This window comes from Nitratireductor mangrovi, assembly GCF_007922615.2.
GTDB lineage: Bacteria > Pseudomonadota > Alphaproteobacteria > Rhizobiales > Rhizobiaceae > Mangrovimarina > Mangrovimarina mangrovi.
In genome coordinates this window covers 1,737,300-1,752,018 of sequence record NZ_CP042301.2, presented here as the reverse complement: position 1 = coordinate 1,752,018, position 14,719 = coordinate 1,737,300, and the positions used below count along the sequence as shown (strand labels likewise).

General features: G+C 64.7%; 16 protein-coding genes. 14 read left to right on the top strand and 2 right to left on the bottom strand.

From position 1 onward, the window contains the following. The first annotated feature begins 28 nt into the window (after positions 1 to 28). The 5 genes from FQ775_RS08630 (at position 29) to FQ775_RS08610 (ending at position 5,806) form a co-directional block, all read left to right on the top strand. Positions 29 to 1,210: a UxaA family hydrolase gene (locus FQ775_RS08630; RefSeq protein ID WP_146301516.1), complete on the top strand. Its 1,182-nt coding sequence runs from the start codon at positions 29 to 31 to the stop codon at positions 1,208 to 1,210. A gap of 114 nt (positions 1,211 to 1,324) precedes the next feature. After that, a complete protein-coding gene (locus FQ775_RS08625; protein WP_146301515.1) occupies positions 1,325 to 2,257 on the top strand; it encodes a hydroxyacid dehydrogenase in 933 nt (310 codons plus the stop codon). After that, positions 2,254 to 3,270 (top strand): Ldh family oxidoreductase, encoded by a 1,017-nt coding sequence (locus tag FQ775_RS08620; RefSeq protein WP_146301514.1) that lies wholly within the window; start codon positions 2,254 to 2,256, stop codon positions 3,268 to 3,270. Before FQ775_RS08625 ends, FQ775_RS08620 begins: the two co-directional genes overlap by 4 nt. A gap of 11 nt (positions 3,271 to 3,281) precedes the next feature. After that, positions 3,282 to 4,739: an NAD-dependent succinate-semialdehyde dehydrogenase gene (locus FQ775_RS08615; protein ID WP_146301513.1), complete on the top strand. Its 1,458-nt coding sequence runs from the start codon at positions 3,282 to 3,284 to the stop codon at positions 4,737 to 4,739. A gap of 53 nt (positions 4,740 to 4,792) precedes the next feature. Continuing rightward, positions 4,793 to 5,806 carry an aldose epimerase family protein gene (locus tag FQ775_RS08610; protein ID WP_146301512.1) on the top strand — a complete coding sequence of 338 codons (1,014 nt, stop codon included), beginning with the start codon at positions 4,793 to 4,795 and terminating at the stop codon, positions 5,804 to 5,806. Here FQ775_RS08610 and FQ775_RS08605 read toward each other — a convergent pair. Continuing rightward, complete coding sequence (locus FQ775_RS08605; RefSeq protein WP_146301511.1) at positions 5,799 to 6,728, bottom strand: sugar kinase; 930 nt, start codon at positions 6,726 to 6,728, stop codon at positions 5,799 to 5,801. The two genes, FQ775_RS08610 and FQ775_RS08605, sit on opposite strands and share 8 nt — an antisense overlap. A gap of 135 nt (positions 6,729 to 6,863) precedes the next feature. Between FQ775_RS08605 and FQ775_RS08600 the strand changes: the two genes are divergently transcribed. After that, a complete protein-coding gene (locus FQ775_RS08600; protein ID WP_246730306.1) occupies positions 6,864 to 7,307 on the top strand; it encodes a FixH family protein in 444 nt (147 codons plus the stop codon). Positions 7,308 to 7,314: 7 nt separating this feature from the next. After that, positions 7,315 to 8,517, top strand: a complete 1,203-nt coding sequence (locus FQ775_RS08595; protein ID WP_146301510.1) for a cytochrome-c peroxidase — start codon at positions 7,315 to 7,317, stop codon at positions 8,515 to 8,517. A gap of 4 nt (positions 8,518 to 8,521) precedes the next feature. Here the strand turns inward: FQ775_RS08595 and FQ775_RS08590 are convergent, their stop codons facing one another. Then, a complete protein-coding gene (locus FQ775_RS08590; protein WP_146301509.1) occupies positions 8,522 to 9,730 on the bottom strand; it encodes a winged helix-turn-helix domain-containing protein in 1,209 nt (402 codons plus the stop codon). A gap of 349 nt (positions 9,731 to 10,079) precedes the next feature. Between FQ775_RS08590 and FQ775_RS08585 the strand changes: the two genes are divergently transcribed. The 7 genes from FQ775_RS08585 to FQ775_RS08555 are packed head-to-tail and all read left to right on the top strand — an operon-like array spanning position 10,080 to position 14,711. Next, the gene (locus tag FQ775_RS08585; RefSeq protein ID WP_146301508.1) at positions 10,080 to 10,445 is read left to right on the top strand and encodes an NADH-quinone oxidoreductase subunit A; all 366 of its coding nucleotides are present in this window, start codon (positions 10,080 to 10,082) and stop codon (positions 10,443 to 10,445) included. Continuing rightward, positions 10,436 to 11,017 (top strand): NuoB/complex I 20 kDa subunit family protein, encoded by a 582-nt coding sequence (locus FQ775_RS08580; RefSeq protein ID WP_146301507.1) that lies wholly within the window; start codon positions 10,436 to 10,438, stop codon positions 11,015 to 11,017. Before FQ775_RS08585 ends, FQ775_RS08580 begins: the two co-directional genes overlap by 10 nt. 16 nt (positions 11,018 to 11,033) lie before the next feature. After that, the gene (locus tag FQ775_RS08575; RefSeq protein WP_146301506.1) at positions 11,034 to 11,633 is read left to right on the top strand and encodes an NADH-quinone oxidoreductase subunit C; all 600 of its coding nucleotides are present in this window, start codon (positions 11,034 to 11,036) and stop codon (positions 11,631 to 11,633) included. A gap of 15 nt (positions 11,634 to 11,648) precedes the next feature. After that, positions 11,649 to 11,834, top strand: coding sequence for a hypothetical protein (locus FQ775_RS08570; RefSeq protein WP_146301505.1), 186 nt, complete (start codon positions 11,649 to 11,651; stop codon positions 11,832 to 11,834). A gap of 7 nt (positions 11,835 to 11,841) precedes the next feature. Then, on the top strand, positions 11,842 to 12,276 hold the full coding sequence (locus FQ775_RS08565) for a GFA family protein (protein ID WP_146301504.1): 435 nt from the start codon (positions 11,842 to 11,844) through the stop codon (positions 12,274 to 12,276). Further along, positions 12,273 to 13,463, top strand: coding sequence for an NADH-quinone oxidoreductase subunit D (locus tag FQ775_RS08560; RefSeq protein WP_146301503.1), 1,191 nt, complete (start codon positions 12,273 to 12,275; stop codon positions 13,461 to 13,463). Before FQ775_RS08565 ends, FQ775_RS08560 begins: the two co-directional genes overlap by 4 nt. Next, positions 13,464 to 14,711, top strand: coding sequence for an NADH-quinone oxidoreductase subunit E (locus FQ775_RS08555; RefSeq protein ID WP_146301502.1), 1,248 nt, complete (start codon positions 13,464 to 13,466; stop codon positions 14,709 to 14,711). Positions 14,712 to 14,719 lie beyond the last annotated feature (8 nt).

Here is a 14,719-nt window from a genome sequence, read left to right as displayed (position 1 = left end):
GCATTTCTTTGTTCAGGACAGGGCGGTTATGGCCTCGAAATATTCCAACATGACCTTCAATGGTTACCGGCGCGACAATGGCCGTGTCGGGGTGCGCAACCATGTCGTGATCCTGCCGGTCGACGACATCTCCAATGCCGCCTGCGAAGCGGTCGCCAACAATATCAAGGGCACGCTGGCGCTTCCGCACGCTTATGGGCGCCTGCAGTTCGGCGAGGATCTCGACCTGCATTTCCGTACCATGATCGGCACTGGCGCCAACCCCAACGTCGCCGCCTGCGTGGTGATCGGCATCGAGCCCGGCTGGACTCAGAAGATCGTCGACGGCATCGCGAAGACCGGCAAGCCGGTCGCCGGCTTTTCGATCGAGCAGAATGGCGACCTGAAGACGATCATGGACGCTTCGCGCAAAGCAAAGGAGTTCGTGCACTACGCCACCGAACTGCAGCGCGAGGAATGCTCGGTGTCGGAACTCTGGGTCTCGACAAAGTGCGGCGAGAGCGACACCACCACCGGTCTCGGTTCGTGCCCGACCGTGGGCAACATGTACGACAAGCTTCTGCCCGAGGGCATTTATGGCTGTTTCGGCGAGACCTCGGAGATCACCGGGGCCGAGCACATCTGCAAGCAGCGCGCCGCCACTGCGGAAGTCGGCGAGCGCTGGTACCGGATGTGGAAGGCCTATCAGGACGAGGTGATCGAGGCCAACAAGGTCGATGATCTCTCCGAGAGCCAGCCGACAAAGGGCAATATCGAGGGCGGCCTGACCACGATCGAGGAAAAGGCGCTGGGCAATCTCGAAAAGATTGGCCGCACCTCGCGCTATATCGACATTCTGGAACCGGCCGAGGAGCCGAAATCGGGCCACGGGCTCTATTTCATGGATACGTCATCGGCGGCCGCCGAGTGCGTGACGCTGATGGCGGCGGGCGGCTATGTCGTTCATACCTTCCCGACCGGGCAGGGAAACGTCATCGGCAATCCCATCGTTCCGGTGATCAAGATTACCGCCAATCCGCGCACGGTCCGGACCATGGGCGAGCATGTCGACGTCGACGTCTCGGGTATCCTGCGCCGCGAGATGACCATCGACGATGCCGGCGACGCGTTGATCGACATGATCGTCAGGACCGCCAACGGCCGCAACACAGCCGCCGAAGCGCTCGGCCATCGCGAATTCGTCATGACGAAGCTCTATCGGAGCGCCTGACATCAAGGCGTGGCCTCAGCTCTGGGGCCTGCGGTGCTTGAAAGTCCATCCTCCTCCGCCGATAAGCTAAGCGGCAGCGGTACGCGGTTGCTCGGCAAACGACAAAGGCACTTCATGCCGGATATCGTCATCTCCGAGTTCATGGACGAGGCTGCGGTTCAGCGCCTGGGAGAGCGGTACGCGGTTCTTTACGACGCCGACCTCGTCGACCGCCCGCAAGACCTAGCGGCGTCTGCCAGCGATGCCCGCGTTCTCGTGGTGCGCAATCGCACCCAGGTGCGGGGCGATCTGCTGGCCGCCTGCAAGGCACTGACCTTCGTCGGCCGGCTTGGGGTCGGCCTCGACAATATCGACATGGGCGCCTGTCAGGCACGCGGGATCGAGGTCGTGCCGGCGAGCGGCGCCAACGACCTGTCGGTGGCTGAATATGTTGTCACCTCGGCGATGAGCCTGCTACGTGGCGCATATGCGGCGACCGCCGCGGTGGCCGCCGGCGAGTGGCCACGCCAACAGCTGGTCGGGCGCGAGCTTTCGGGAAAGCTCCTGGGCCTGATCGGCTACGGGGCAATCGCCAGGGATGTCGCCAGGCGGGCGCGGGACCTCGGCATGACGGTGGCCGCGTACGACCCTCATCTCGATGCGTCAGATGCGGCCTGGGACAAGACAGAGCGCCTCGAACTGGACGAGATGCTGGCGCAAGCCGACGTCATCAGCCTGCATGTCCCGCTGACCCCGGCGACCCGCCACATGATCGCCGAGCGTCAACTCGATCTGATGAAGCCCGATGCGGTGCTGATCAACGCCGCGCGCGGCGGAGTGGTTGACGAGGCTGCGCTGGCGGCGGCGCTGCGCGGTGGCCGTATCGGTGGAGCGGCCCTCGACGTATTCGAGACCGAACCGCTGACGGCGGCAGCCGGCGCGAAGTTCAAGGGCCTTGCCAACCTGATCCTGACGCCGCACATCGCAGGCGTGACGCGCGAGTCGAACGTGCGCGTTTCCGACCTGATTGCATCTGCCGTGCTGGCGCATCTGGATGGGGATAGATGAACGAACGCACACTCCCGGTAGCCGATGCGCGTGCCCTGTGCGTGGCGGCGTTCTCGGCCTCACGCACCTCGCCGGACAACGCGACCGCCGTAGCTGACGCGCTGGTGGCGGCTGAACTGGCCGGGCAGGGAGGGCATGGCCTGCGCCGGGTGCCGGCCTACGCGGCGCAAGCGCGCGTGGGCAAGGTCGACGGCTTTGCAACGCCGGGCGCGACACGTCCCCGTCCCGGCGTGGTCCATATCGATGCCAATCTCGGCTTCGCCTATCCGGCGCTGAACCTTGCCATCGATGAACTCGCCGCAATGACCCCGGTGCAAGGAATCGCATGTGCCGGCATCTTTCGCTCGCATCATGCCGGCGTTGCGGGCCTTACCGTGGAAACGCTCGCCAAGCATGGCCTGGCGGCGCTGATGTTTGCCAACGCGCCGGCCGCAATGGCGCCCTGGGGTGGCCGGCGGCCGCTGTTCGGCACCGACCCCATCGCCTTCGCTTGCCCGGTAGCCGGAGATGAGCCGATCGTCGTCGATATCTCGTTGTCGAAGGTGGCGCGCGGCAAGATCATGGCCGCAAACCAGAAGCAGGAGCCGATCCCTGAAGGCTGGGCGCTCGACAGACACGGGCAACCGACGACGGACGCCAGGGAAGCGCTGGCCGGCACCATGATCCCTCTGGGCGATGCAAAGGGAACGGCGCTGGCACTGATGGTCGAACTGCTCGCCGCCGGATTGACGGGTGCGAACTTCGCCTATGAGCAGAGTTCGTTCTTCGACGCCGAGGGTCCGCCGCCTGCCAACGGCCAGTTCCTGATCGCCATCGACCCGGCGGCTTTCGGAACTGCCGGCGCGGTCGCCCGTTTTTCGGAGATGGCGCAGGCAGTCACCGATACAGAAGGGGCGCGGTTGCCAGGCAGAAGGCGGCAGGCTATTCGTGACCGCCTCCGGCGCGACGGCATCCCGGTCGATTTGGCGCTCATTCAGGACATCGAGAACATCGCCGCCGGCAAAGGCGGCTAGGAGGCGTTTCCATGTTGCAGAAAACCAGCCATTTCATGCGTCAGGCCAACCTGATCGGCGGCGAGTGGGTTGAGGCCGATTCCGGCGCAACGCTCGATGTGACGAACCCCGCCAACGGCCAAAAGATCGGCACCGTGCCGAAATCCGGCAAGGCGGAGACGCGGCGCGCCATCAAGGCGGCGGAAAAGGCTTTCCATTCCTGGAAGAAGACCTCGGCCAACGACCGCGCCAAGCTGCTGCGGAAGCTGCACGATGTCATCATGGATAATCAGGACGCGCTCGCCGAACTCCTGACGATGGAGCAGGGCAAGTCGCTTGCGGAGGCGAAGGGCGAGGTGGCGATCTCGGCCGCCTACATCCTCTGGTTCGCCGAGGAAGGCCGCCGCACCTATGGCGACGTCGTGCCCAGCCCCTGGGCCGACCGGCGTATCCTCGTGACCAAGGAGCCGGTAGGCGTGATCGCTGCGATCACGCCGTGGAATTTCCCGTCCTCCATGCTGGCCCGCAAGATCGGCCCGGCCCTCGCCGCCGGCTGCACCAGCGTGGTCAAGCCCGCCTCGCAGACGCCCTATTCGGGACTCGCTTGGGGCGCGTTGTGCGAGGAAGCAGGCTTTCCGAAGGGCGTCGTCAACATCGTCACCGGTTCGGCCGGCGAGATCGGCGACGAGCTTTGCACCAATCCCCTGGTCAAGAAGATCACCTTCACCGGCTCCACCGAGGTCGGCAAGCTGCTGATCGAGAAGTCGGCCTCGACTGTCAAGAAGGTTTCGATGGAGCTCGGCGGCAATGCGCCGTTCATCGTTTTCGACGACGCCGACATCGACCGCGCAGTCGAGGGTGCGATGGTCGCCAAGTACCGCAATTCCGGTCAGACCTGCGTCTGCACCAACCGGTTCTTCGTGCAGTCCGGCGTCTACGACCAGTTCGTCGACAAGCTTGCCGCGGCGTCGAAGAAGCTGAAGGTCGGGGCCGGCCTCGACGAGGGCACCCAGCAGGGGCCGCTCATCGACGTCAAGGCCGTCGAGAAGGTCGAGGAACTGATCGGCGACGCCACCTCGAAGGGCGCCAGGGTTGTCACCGGCGGCAAGCGTCACGAACTCGGCGGCTCATTCTTCGAGCCGACGGTGATCTCCGGGGCGACGACCGCCATGCGGGTCATGAAGGAGGAGATCTTCGGCCCGGTCGCTCCGGTCTTCCGTTTCGATAAGGAGGAAGAGGCCGTCGCCATGGCCAACGACACCGAGTTCGGCCTCGCCTGCTATTTCTACTCCGGCGACCTAGGTCGCGTCTTCCGGGTCACGGAAGCGCTGAAATACGGCATGGTTGGCGTCAATGAGGGGTTGATCACTACGGTCGAGGCACCGTTCGGCGGCGTCAAGGAATCGGGCCTCGGCCGCGAGGGCGGCCATCAGGGCATCGACGACTATCTCGACACCAAATATGTCTGCATCGGCGGCCTTGGGCTGTAGCTGACCAGTGCGGGCGTGGGCCGGCGACCTGCTACCGCAGCCACGGAGCGGAAATGAGCGAGGTTGAGGATTTCGGGTCAACGGCCGATGGCGAGGCGGTGCGCCGCGTTGTCATTTCGGGTGGCGGCCTGACGGCGAAAATCCTCAACTGGGGCGCCGTTCTCCAGGATTTGCGGCTTTCCGGTCATGATGCGCCTTTGGTGCTCGGCTTCGAACGGTTTGCCGACTATCCGGCACATTCGCCCTATTGCGGGGCGATCGCCGGACGTTGCGCCAACCGCATCCGCGACGGGCATTTCACCATCGAAGGGCAGCGTTTCGAGGCTGACCGCAACTTCCTCGGCAAGCATACGTTACACGGCGGCACCGGCGGCACCGGCAAGCGCGTCTGGCGTATCGAGGCCACCGGCGACGATTTCGTCACCCTTGGCCTCAGCGACAGTGCCGGTACGATGGGCTTTCCGGGCAATCTGGAGATCGTCTGCACCTACCGGCTGAAGCTGCCCGGCACCCTTTCGGTCGAACTGAGCGCAACCTGCGACGAGCCGACGCTCTGCAACCTCGCGCATCATTCCTACTTCAACCTCGACGACGGCGGCACCACCGACATTCTCGACCATCGGCTGATGATCGCGGCGTCGGCCTACCTGCCGGTCGACGAGGAGATGATCCCGACCGGCGTCGTCGAGCCCGTCGAGGGCACGGAGTTCGATTTCCTGTTGCCGCGCCCCGTCCGCTCCGACGCCGAGGCGGCGCAACTCCCCTACGATCACAATTTCTGCCTTGCCGCGGCGCGCGGACCGCTGCGTCAGGCGGCCTGGGTCCAGGGCGCCCATTCAGGCGTCGAGATGGAGGTCTGGACGACTGAGGCCGGCGTCCAGTTCTATGCCGGTCACAAAGTCGCACCGAAGGCCGATGGCCTCGGCGGGCGCCGCTACCAGCCCTATGCCGGCTTCTGCCTGGAGCCGCAGGTGTGGCCCGATTCGCCCAACCGGCCTTACTTCCCGCAGGCGCTGCTTTACCCGGGCGATCGCTACCGGCAGCTCACCGAGTACCGGTTCAGGTAGTCCCGAAGGCCTTTCGCAGAACATCGAACGGCGCCAGCGCGCCACGCACTTGGACGACGGCGGCGGCGACCCGATGCGCCCGGCGGACGGCCTCGGCCGGTTCAAGGCCGGCCAAACGGGCGGCGAGATAGCCACCGTTGAAGGAATCGCCGGCCCCTGTGGTGTCGACCGGCGCTTCGACGGTCACGGCCGCAATGCTCTCGCTGCCGTCCCCCCAGACGGCGAGGGCGGGGGCTGCACCGTCCTTGACGATGATCTCGGCAACACCGGCGCTTGAAAGTCTGCCGGCCGTCGCCTCCGGCGTCGCGTCTCCATGCAGCATCTGCTCGTCGGGAAAGGTCGGCAGCGCGATGTCCGTGACCGCCAGCGCCTCGTCGATCGCCGCCTGTGCGACCGATGGCGCCGGCCACAACCGCGGCCGATAGTTCGGATCGAAGGCGATCGTGGCACCGCTCGCCTGCGCCGCCGATAGCGCCGCAAGCAGGTTATGGCGCGCGGTTTCCTCCAGAATTGCCAGCGTGATTCCGGAAAAATAGACAAGTGCCCGGTTTTCCAGACTTTTTGCCAGTCGGGCCGGATCGTCGGCGAGGCGCCGTGCAGCCGAGTCCGAGCGCCAGTAGGTAAAGGAGCGCTCGGCGCCGTCCAAGGTGATGGCATAAAGCCCGGGACGGGCACCGTCGATGGCAGGGCTTGCCGCGGTGCCGATGCCGTTTTCCTTCATGAACGCCATTTGCGCCGCGGAGAAAGGGTCGTCACCGAAGGCGCTGACATAATCGGCGCCTTGACCGGGATCGGTCAGCGCCCGGAGCGCCCACAGCGTGTTGAAGGTGTCGCCGGCATGGCCCATGCGCCAGGCATCGTCGCCGATCCCCGACAGTTCCAGCATACACTCGCCGATCGAGGCCACGTTGCCCGCTTTCATGCCGTCTCCCGCATTTTTGACGCCGACCGCTCTACACGGTGTCGGCAAGCTTGGCGACTGCCAGGCTGTTCATCATTGGCGATTTCCCGAGGGCTGCTGGGCGGTATGCGGTTGTGCGGGCGCGGGAAAGGTCCGATGGTCGGCGCCATGTTCAGAATTATTGCCTTCGTTCTTTCCGCTGCGGCGCTTGCCTTTGCCGCGATCTTCTTGCTCAATCCGGGAAGCGAGCCCGCGGCGACGCGTGACCTTTCCCGTTCCAAGGCTTCCGACAACGGGCTCTACGTTGTGGAGATCGCGCCGGAAAAGGACCCGATCGAGCAAGGGGTGCTGCACGGCTGGGTCGTGACGCTGACGACCCCTGCGGGCGAAGCGGTCGAGGGGGCTGCGATCGCGGTTGGAGGAGGCATGCCGGATCATGGCCACGGGCTTCCGACCAGTCCGGAGATGACCGCGGAACTTGGCGAGGGCCGCTACCAAGTCGAGGGCGTGCGTTTCAATATGGGCGGCTGGTGGGTGCTGGAATTCGAGATCGACGCGGGCCCCGGCAAGGACAGCGCAACCTTCAACCTGCAGCTTTAGGATTACGATGTCGCGGGCTGGCTCGGTCCTCATTTCGGCGGCGCTGGCGGCCTCGATTGCCGCGCTGGCCGGCTGCGGCGACGACCTGAGCCGGTCCGAGAAGGAAACGATCGTCTCGCTGTCCCTGGCGGAGCTGCCAGATGTGCCGCCGTCGCGCTCCAATCGGGTTGCGGATGATCCGCGAGCGGCCGCGCTCGGCGAGAAACTCTTTCACGATACCGGTCTCAGCGGGCCGGGCACGGTCGCCTGCGCGACCTGCCACGATCCCGCGCGTGGCTTCCAGGACGGTCTGCCGCGCGGCGTCGCGGTCGGGACCACCGACAAACGCACCATGCCGCTTGCCGGCGTGGCGTGGAACATCTGGTTCTTCTGGGACGGGCGCAAGGATTCGCTTTGGAGCCAGGCACTGGAACCGCTCGAAAACCCGCGCGAACATGCGGCGACGCGGACCGGGATCGTCCGCCACGTCGTGCAAAATTACCCGGACGACTACGAGGCCGTGTTCGGCCCTGTGCCTTCGCTGACCGACGTCCCGGACGCGGCAAGTCCGCTCGGCAATGAGAGCGAGAAGGCGGCATGGCGCGCAATGAGCGAGGATAAACGCTTCGCGGTCGACCTCGCATTCGCCAATGTCGGCAAGGCAATCGCAGCCTTCGAGCGCACGCTACGCCCGGAGGAGACACGGTTCGACCGGTTTGCGGCACCGATCGCCAGGGACGAGACACCGCAGGGTGAGGCGGCGTTTTCCGAGCTCGAACGGGAGGGGCTGAGGCTTTTCATCGGCAGTGGCAACTGCCTTGAATGCCACAACGGGCCACGCTTTACCGACGATCATTTCCACAATACCGGGGTGCCTGACCCGGAAGGCGCAACGGCGGGGCAAGGCCGAGCGGAAGCGATCGACAAGCTGCTGGCCGACCCGTTCAGTTGCACCGGCCCCTTCAGCGACACGACGCCCGATGAATGCGACGAAATGCGTTTCATGCTGCGCGAGAGCCCGGAACTCGTCCGCGCCTTCAAGACGCCCTCGCTGCGCGGCGTGGGCAGCCGTGCGCCCTATATGCATGCCGGCCAGTTCGCGACGCTGGAGGAGGTTGTCGATCACTATGCGTCGGCACCGCGGTCACCGGACGGCGAAAGCGAGTTGCGGCCGGTGCGGCTCACGGAGCGTGGCCGACAGGCCCTGGTCGCCTTCCTGGAAACGCTTTGAAGCGCTAGTTGGCGCCCTCCACGGCGGCGGCCAGCGCCGGTGCCAGGTCACCAGCGGGTTCCACAGACACGCGGTCGAGTCCCAGCCATGCCGCCATCAGGTGCAGTTCCTGCGCCAGTTCAGCGGCGGTGTCGTCCGGCGCATTGGGTTCCGAATAGGCGGCAACGACACGCAACACATTGCCGGCACGATCGGACTTGACGTCGATGCGCGCCACGATCGCCTCGCCGAGCCGGAACGGCAGCACGTAATAGCCATGCGTTCGCTTGTGGGCGGGGGTATAGATCTCGATACGGTAGCGGAAGCCGAACAGGCGTTCGGCGCGGCTGCGCTCCCAGACCAGCGGGTCGAACGGAGCGAGCAGCGCGCGTCCGCCAACCTTGCGCGGCATGCGCGCATCACGATGCAGATAAGCCTGTTTCGGCCAGCCTTTGACCGCTACCGGCAGGAGCGCGCCTTCCTCCACCAGTTCGTCTATGCGCGGATAGCAGTCGGCGGGCGCAAGACGGAAATAGTCGCGCAGGTCGCTCGCGGTCGCGATGCCAAGCGCGCGGGCGGATAGCTCGACAAGTTGGCGTTGCGCATCGGCGGGTGACGGGACCGGTTCGGCCAGAATGGTCTGCGGCAGGACACGTTCCGGCAGGTCGTAAAGGCGCTCGAAGCTCGGCTTGCGCGAATGCGTCGTCACCCGACCGGCCCAGAACAGCCATTCGAGTGCGTGCTTGACCTCGCTCCAGCCCCACCAGCCGCCGGTGCCCTGGTGCCCGTCGAAATCGGAGGCGGCCAGCGGGCCGCGTGCGTCGACTTCGGCGAAGACCCGTTCGATGAATTCGCGCTTCTCGCGGCCGAATTTGGCAAGCCCGGAATAGATGCCGTGGCCATCCGCGGCGCGCGCCATGCGCCACTGCACCAGCGGCCAGGTCTCGACCGGCAGCAATGACGCTTCATGGGCCCAATATTCGAACATCCTTCTGGGCCGCTTCGAGGCGGCCTCGTCGATCAACGACATGCGGTAGGGACCGAGCCGCGAGAAGGCAGGCATGTAATGTGCGCGCACGACGGCGCTGACCGAATCGATCTGCAGCAGGCGGGTGTGCCTGAGCACGCGTTTCAGATGCCGCTGATTGCATTCGCCGTCAGGCCTGCGGTCGGTGAAGCCCTGGGCCGCAAGCGCGATACGCCGCGCCCTGGCGAGGGAAATGGTGTCGGCCATGGAGCTCTTCGTCTGGTGCCGGCGCGGCCCTGCGCTGAAAGCGCGACCGCCATTCCGGCTTACGAGAAAGCGCGGCGCGGCCAGCGTCAACCCGAAACGAAACGCGTCCGCATGCGTTCCTGACAAAGCTGTCACGATGGTGGATGCTGTCGGGCAGAAACCTGCGGGGATTGTCGCGGCGGATGCCCCGATTTGGCCAAGGTTTGACTTGCGTCGCCCGGATGGCTGCGCTAACCGTCGCCGCGTTGCAACATGAGCACGGTCCGCGGCATTTTCTGCCAACATGTCGCGTATTCTTCGCGCGGACAGGTGATAGGATGGCTGCCGGACGGCTCCGGAAGGCTAAGGAATGAACGACCTTCTCGTTTCATATCTGCCCATCGTCATCTTCATCGGCGTGGCGTTGGCGATCGGCGTGGCGCTGATCGTTGCCCCCTTCATTGTCGCCTATCGCAATCCGGACCCGGAAAAGCTGTCGGCCTATGAATGCGGGTTCAACGCCTTCGATGATGCGCGCATGAAGTTCGACATCCGCTTCTACCTCGTGGCAATCCTGTTCATCATTTTCGATCTTGAAGTGGCGTTCCTGTTCCCTTGGGCGGTGTCGTTTGCCGAGATCGGCTGGCTCGGCTTCTGGTCGATGATGATCTTCCTCGGCGTGCTGACGATCGGCTTCATCTACGAATGGAAGAAGGGAGCTCTGGAATGGGATTGAATACCGGTTCAGACACCCTCATCGCGCCGAAACCAAAGGGGATCATCGATCCCAACACCGGCAAGCCGGTCGGCGCCGACGATCCGTTTTTCGGCGACATCAACAGCGAGCTCGCCGACAAGGGCTTCATCGTCACCTCATCTCAGTCGCTTATCACATGGGCCCGTACCGGTTCGCTGATGTGGATGACGTTCGGCCTCGCGTGCTGCGCGGTGGAGATGATGCACATCTCCATGCCGCGCTACGACGCCGAGCGCTTTGGCATCGCGCCGCGCGCCAGCCCGCGCCAGTCCGACGTCATGATCGTGGCTGGCACGCTGACCAACAAGATGGCGCCCGCGCTCAGGAAGGTCTACGACCAGATGCCCGAGCCGCGCTACGTCATCTCGATGGGATCGTGCGCCAATGGCGGCGGCTACTACCACTATTCCTACTCGGTGGTGCGCGGTTGTGATCGGGTTGTGCCGGTCGACATCTATGTGCCTGGCTGCCCGCCGACCGCGGAGGCGCTGCTTTACGGGATTCTGTTGCTGCAGAAGAAGATCCGCCGCACCGGCACGATCGAGCGGTGAAGACTGGACTGACGGCATGAGCGAAGCGCTGAAAGATCTGGCGGCCTACGTCTCGGAGCGTCTCGACGGACGCATCGAGGAGGCGGTGGTCGCCTTCGGTGAACTGACGCTGACGGTCGCTCCCGGCGACCTGCTCGAGGTTCTTTCGTTCCTGAAGCGCGACGTGCAGTGCCAGTTCGTCTCGCTGATCGACATCTCCGGTGTCGATTATCCGTCACGCGAAAACCGCTTCGATGTCGTCTACCACCTGCTGTCGCCGCGCCAGAACCTTCGCCTGCGTATCCGCGTGATGACGGACGAGGAGACGGCGGTGCCGTCGGCGACGCCGGTTTTTCCCGGCGCCGACTGGTTCGAGCGCGAGGCCTACGACCTATACGGCATCCTGTTTTCCGGCCATCCGGACCTACGCCGCATCCTTACCGACTATGGTTTCGAGGGGCATCCGCTCAGGAAGGACTTCCCGCTCACAGGCTTCGTCGAGGTGCGCTACGACGACGAGGTCAAGCGGGTCGTCTACGAACCCGTCGAACTGAAGCAGGAGTTCCGCAATTTCGACTTTCTTTCGCCGTGGGAAGGCACCGACTACGTGCTGCCCGGCGACGAGAAGGCCAAATGATGGGGATGCTGGCAAATGGCGCGGCTGATCGTTCTCATCCTGCTGGCGGCGATCGTCGTGGGCGCGGTGCTTTACGTCTGGTCGCGAATCGCGGGCAGGCCACTGGTCAACGACACGCTCGGCAAGGTGCTGGTGGCGCTGACGCTTGCCGGGCTGGCGCTTTGGCTTTTCGGCGGCGGGGCGCTGTTCGGCGAATGGTGATGGCGGCATGACCGAAGCCCTCAACGGACAATGCCTTTGCGGTGAATTGCGCTTCACCGCAACGCCGACCGGCACTGCGATGGGCATCTGCCATTGCGGCATGTGCCGGCGCTGGTCGGGCGGCACGTTCATGTCCACCGACTGCGGCGACAGCGTGCGCTTCGAGAGCGAAGAGACTCTCGGCCGTTATCGTGGATCGTCCTGGGGCGAACGGCTGTTCTGCACTGCCTGTGGCTCGACCATCCTGTGGCAGACCCAGGACGGCAAGAACCAGCACGTTTCGGTCCACACCTTCGACGACGCGGCCGCGTTCCGCTTCGCCAGCGAGATCTTCATCGACCGCAAACCGGGCAATTACGACTTCGCCAACGAAACGCGCAAGATGACCGAGGCGGAAGTCTTCGCGCTGTACGGGCCGAAATCAAGCGAGGGCGTGCAATGACCGAGCACAACGTCCGCAACTTCAACATCAATTTCGGCCCCCAGCATCCGGCGGCGCACGGCGTGCTGCGCCTTGTCCTGGAGCTCGACGGCGAGGTGGTCGAGCGCGTCGACCCGCATATCGGACTGCTGCACCGCGGCACCGAGAAGCTGATCGAGCACAAGACCTATCTGCAGGCCGTGCCCTATTTCGACCGGCTCGACTATGTCGCGCCGATGAACCAGGAGCACGCCTTCGCGCTGGCGGTGGAACGCCTGCTGGAAATCGAGGTGCCGAAGCGCGGGCAGCTGATCCGCGTACTCTATTCCGAGATCGGCCGTATCCTGTCGCATCTGCTCAACGTCACGACCCAGGCCATGGACGTCGGAGCGCTCACGCCGCCGCTGTGGGGCTTCGAGGAGCGCGAGAAGCTGATGGTGTTCTACGAGCGCGCCAGCGGCAGCCGCATGCACGCGGCGTATTTCCGCCCCGGCGGGGTTCACCAGGACATTCCCGACCAGCTGGTCGAGGATATCGGCAAGTGGATCGATCCGTTCCTGAAGACGGTAAAGGATCTCGACGACCTTCTGACCGACAACCGCATCTTCAAGCAGCGCAACGTCGATATCGGCGTCGTGAAGCTCGACGAGGCCTGGGAGTGGGGTTTTTCCGGCGTGATGGTGCGCGGCTCGGGCGCGCGCTGGGATCTGCGCAAGTCGCAGCCATACGAGTGCTATCCCGAGATGGAGTTCTCCATCCCGATCGGGAAGAACGGTGACTGCTACGACCGCTACCTGATCCGCATGGAGGAGATGCGCCAGTCGGCGAAGATCATGCGCCAGTGCGTCGACCGTCTGCTCGGCAAGGAAAAGACCGGGCCGGTGTCGAACATCGACGGCAAGGTCGTGCCGCCCAAGCGCGGCGCAATGAAACGCTCGATGGAAGCGCTCATCCACCACTTCAAGCTCTATACCGAAGGCTACCGGGTGCCGGAGGGCGAGGTCTATGCCGCGGTCGAGGCGCCCAAGGGCGAGTTCGGCGTCTACCTGGTCTCAGACGGCTCCAACAAGCCCTATCGCTGCAAGCTGCGCGCGCCCGGCTTCGCGCATTTGCAGGCGATGGATTTCCTGTGCCGCGGTCACATGCTGGCCGACGTTTCCGCCATTCTCGGCTCCCTCGATATCGTTTTTGGTGAGGTCGACAGATAGATGTCCGTCCGCCGTCTAGCAGAGCCAGCCCTTCAGCCAGCCGCCTTCGCCTTCAACCGGGCGAAGTCGGCGGAAGCGAAGAAATGGATCAAGAAATATCCCAAGGGCCGCGAGCAGTCGGCCGTGATCCCGCTGCTGATGCTGGCTCAGGAACAGGAGGGCTGGGTGACACAGCCGGCGATCGAGGCGATCGCCGACATGCTGGACATGCCCTATATCCGCGCGCTCGAGGTTGCGACCTTCTACACCCAGTTCCAGCTGAAGCCAGTCGGCACGAAGGCGCACATCCAGGTCTGCGGCACCACGCCCTGCATGTTGCGCGGCTCGGAAGCGCTGATGGATGTGTGCCGGGACAAGATCCATCCCGAGCAGTTCCATGCCAATGCGGACGGCACGCTGTCATGGGAGGAGGTCGAGTGCCTCGGGGCCTGCGTGAACGCGCCGATGGTGATGATCTTCAAGGATACCTACGAAGACCTGACTCCGGAACGGCTTGGCGAGATCATCGACGCCTTCGAGAACGGCAAGGGCGACAGCGTGACGCCGGGGCCGCAGGTTGATCGTTTCCGCTCCGCGCCGGCTTCAGGCTTCACGTCGCTTGCCGATGAAAAGGCAGTGCTGAAATCGACGCGTGACAAGGCGTCGAAGGCCGGCAAGCCCAAGGGTGACCCGGTGCCGCCGTCGAAGTCGGCGAAGCCAAAGACCGATGCGATCGAGACCAGCCCGGCGGTGAAGACGCCGTCGAAGGTGAAGGCGAGCCCCAATGGCGAGAAGGCGGCAAGCGTCGCCGCGCCGAAGGCCAATGCCCGTACCGCCAACAAGGCCGAACCGGCCGTCGAGGGTGACGCCCGCCAGCGCAAGGCGCGACAGGCGCCGGCCAGGCCGGTGAAGCTTGCCGGAACCGGCGCGAAAGGGAGTGCGGGCAAGGCTGCCGGCAAGGCGGCACAGGACGGCGCGCCGTCGCTGCTCGACAAGAACCGCCCGATCGGCATGGAGCGCCCCGCCGCGCCCGACGATCTGAAGCTGATTTCCGGTGTCGGACCCAAGATCGAGAAGACCCTGCATTCGCTCGGCATCTTCACCTATGCGCAGATCGCCGCCTGGAAGAAGGCCGAACGCGAATGGGTCGACGGCTTCCTGAAGTTCCATGGCCGCATCGAACGTGACGAGTGGGTCAAGCAGGCCAAGGCGCTCGCCAAGGGCGGCGAGGCGGAATATGTCCGCGTCTTCGGCAAGAAGCCGCGCTGAGGAGATTG

Excerpts from the sequence above, each read along its gene's own strand:
- FQ775_RS08570 (WP_146301505.1), top strand. The coding sequence starts at position 11,649 with ATGGCGCGGCTGATCGTTCTCATCCTGCTGGCGGCGATCGTCGTGGGC.
- FQ775_RS08580 (WP_146301507.1), top strand. The coding sequence starts at position 10,436 with ATGGGATTGAATACCGGTTCAGACACCCTCATCGCGCCGAAACCAAAG.
- FQ775_RS08565 (WP_146301504.1), top strand. The coding sequence starts at position 11,842 with ATGACCGAAGCCCTCAACGGACAATGCCTTTGCGGTGAATTGCGCTTC.
- FQ775_RS08610 (WP_146301512.1), top strand. The coding sequence starts at position 4,793 with ATGAGCGAGGTTGAGGATTTCGGGTCAACGGCCGATGGCGAGGCGGTG.
- FQ775_RS08575 (WP_146301506.1), top strand. The coding sequence starts at position 11,034 with ATGAGCGAAGCGCTGAAAGATCTGGCGGCCTACGTCTCGGAGCGTCTC.
- FQ775_RS08555 (WP_146301502.1), top strand. The coding sequence starts at position 13,464 with ATGTCCGTCCGCCGTCTAGCAGAGCCAGCCCTTCAGCCAGCCGCCTTC.
- FQ775_RS08620 (WP_146301514.1), top strand. The coding sequence starts at position 2,254 with ATGAACGAACGCACACTCCCGGTAGCCGATGCGCGTGCCCTGTGCGTG.
- FQ775_RS08560 (WP_146301503.1), top strand. The coding sequence starts at position 12,273 with ATGACCGAGCACAACGTCCGCAACTTCAACATCAATTTCGGCCCCCAG.
- FQ775_RS08615 (WP_146301513.1), top strand. The coding sequence starts at position 3,282 with ATGTTGCAGAAAACCAGCCATTTCATGCGTCAGGCCAACCTGATCGGC.
- FQ775_RS08625 (WP_146301515.1), top strand. The coding sequence starts at position 1,325 with ATGCCGGATATCGTCATCTCCGAGTTCATGGACGAGGCTGCGGTTCAG.
- FQ775_RS08605 (WP_146301511.1), bottom strand. The coding sequence starts at position 6,728 with ATGAAAGCGGGCAACGTGGCCTCGATCGGCGAGTGTATGCTGGAACTG.
- FQ775_RS08595 (WP_146301510.1), top strand. The coding sequence starts at position 7,315 with ATGTCGCGGGCTGGCTCGGTCCTCATTTCGGCGGCGCTGGCGGCCTCG.
- FQ775_RS08630 (WP_146301516.1), top strand. The coding sequence starts at position 29 with ATGGCCTCGAAATATTCCAACATGACCTTCAATGGTTACCGGCGCGAC.
- FQ775_RS08585 (WP_146301508.1), top strand. The coding sequence starts at position 10,080 with ATGAACGACCTTCTCGTTTCATATCTGCCCATCGTCATCTTCATCGGC.
- FQ775_RS08600 (WP_246730306.1), top strand. The coding sequence starts at position 6,864 with ATGGTCGGCGCCATGTTCAGAATTATTGCCTTCGTTCTTTCCGCTGCG.
- FQ775_RS08590 (WP_146301509.1), bottom strand. The coding sequence starts at position 9,730 with ATGGCCGACACCATTTCCCTCGCCAGGGCGCGGCGTATCGCGCTTGCG.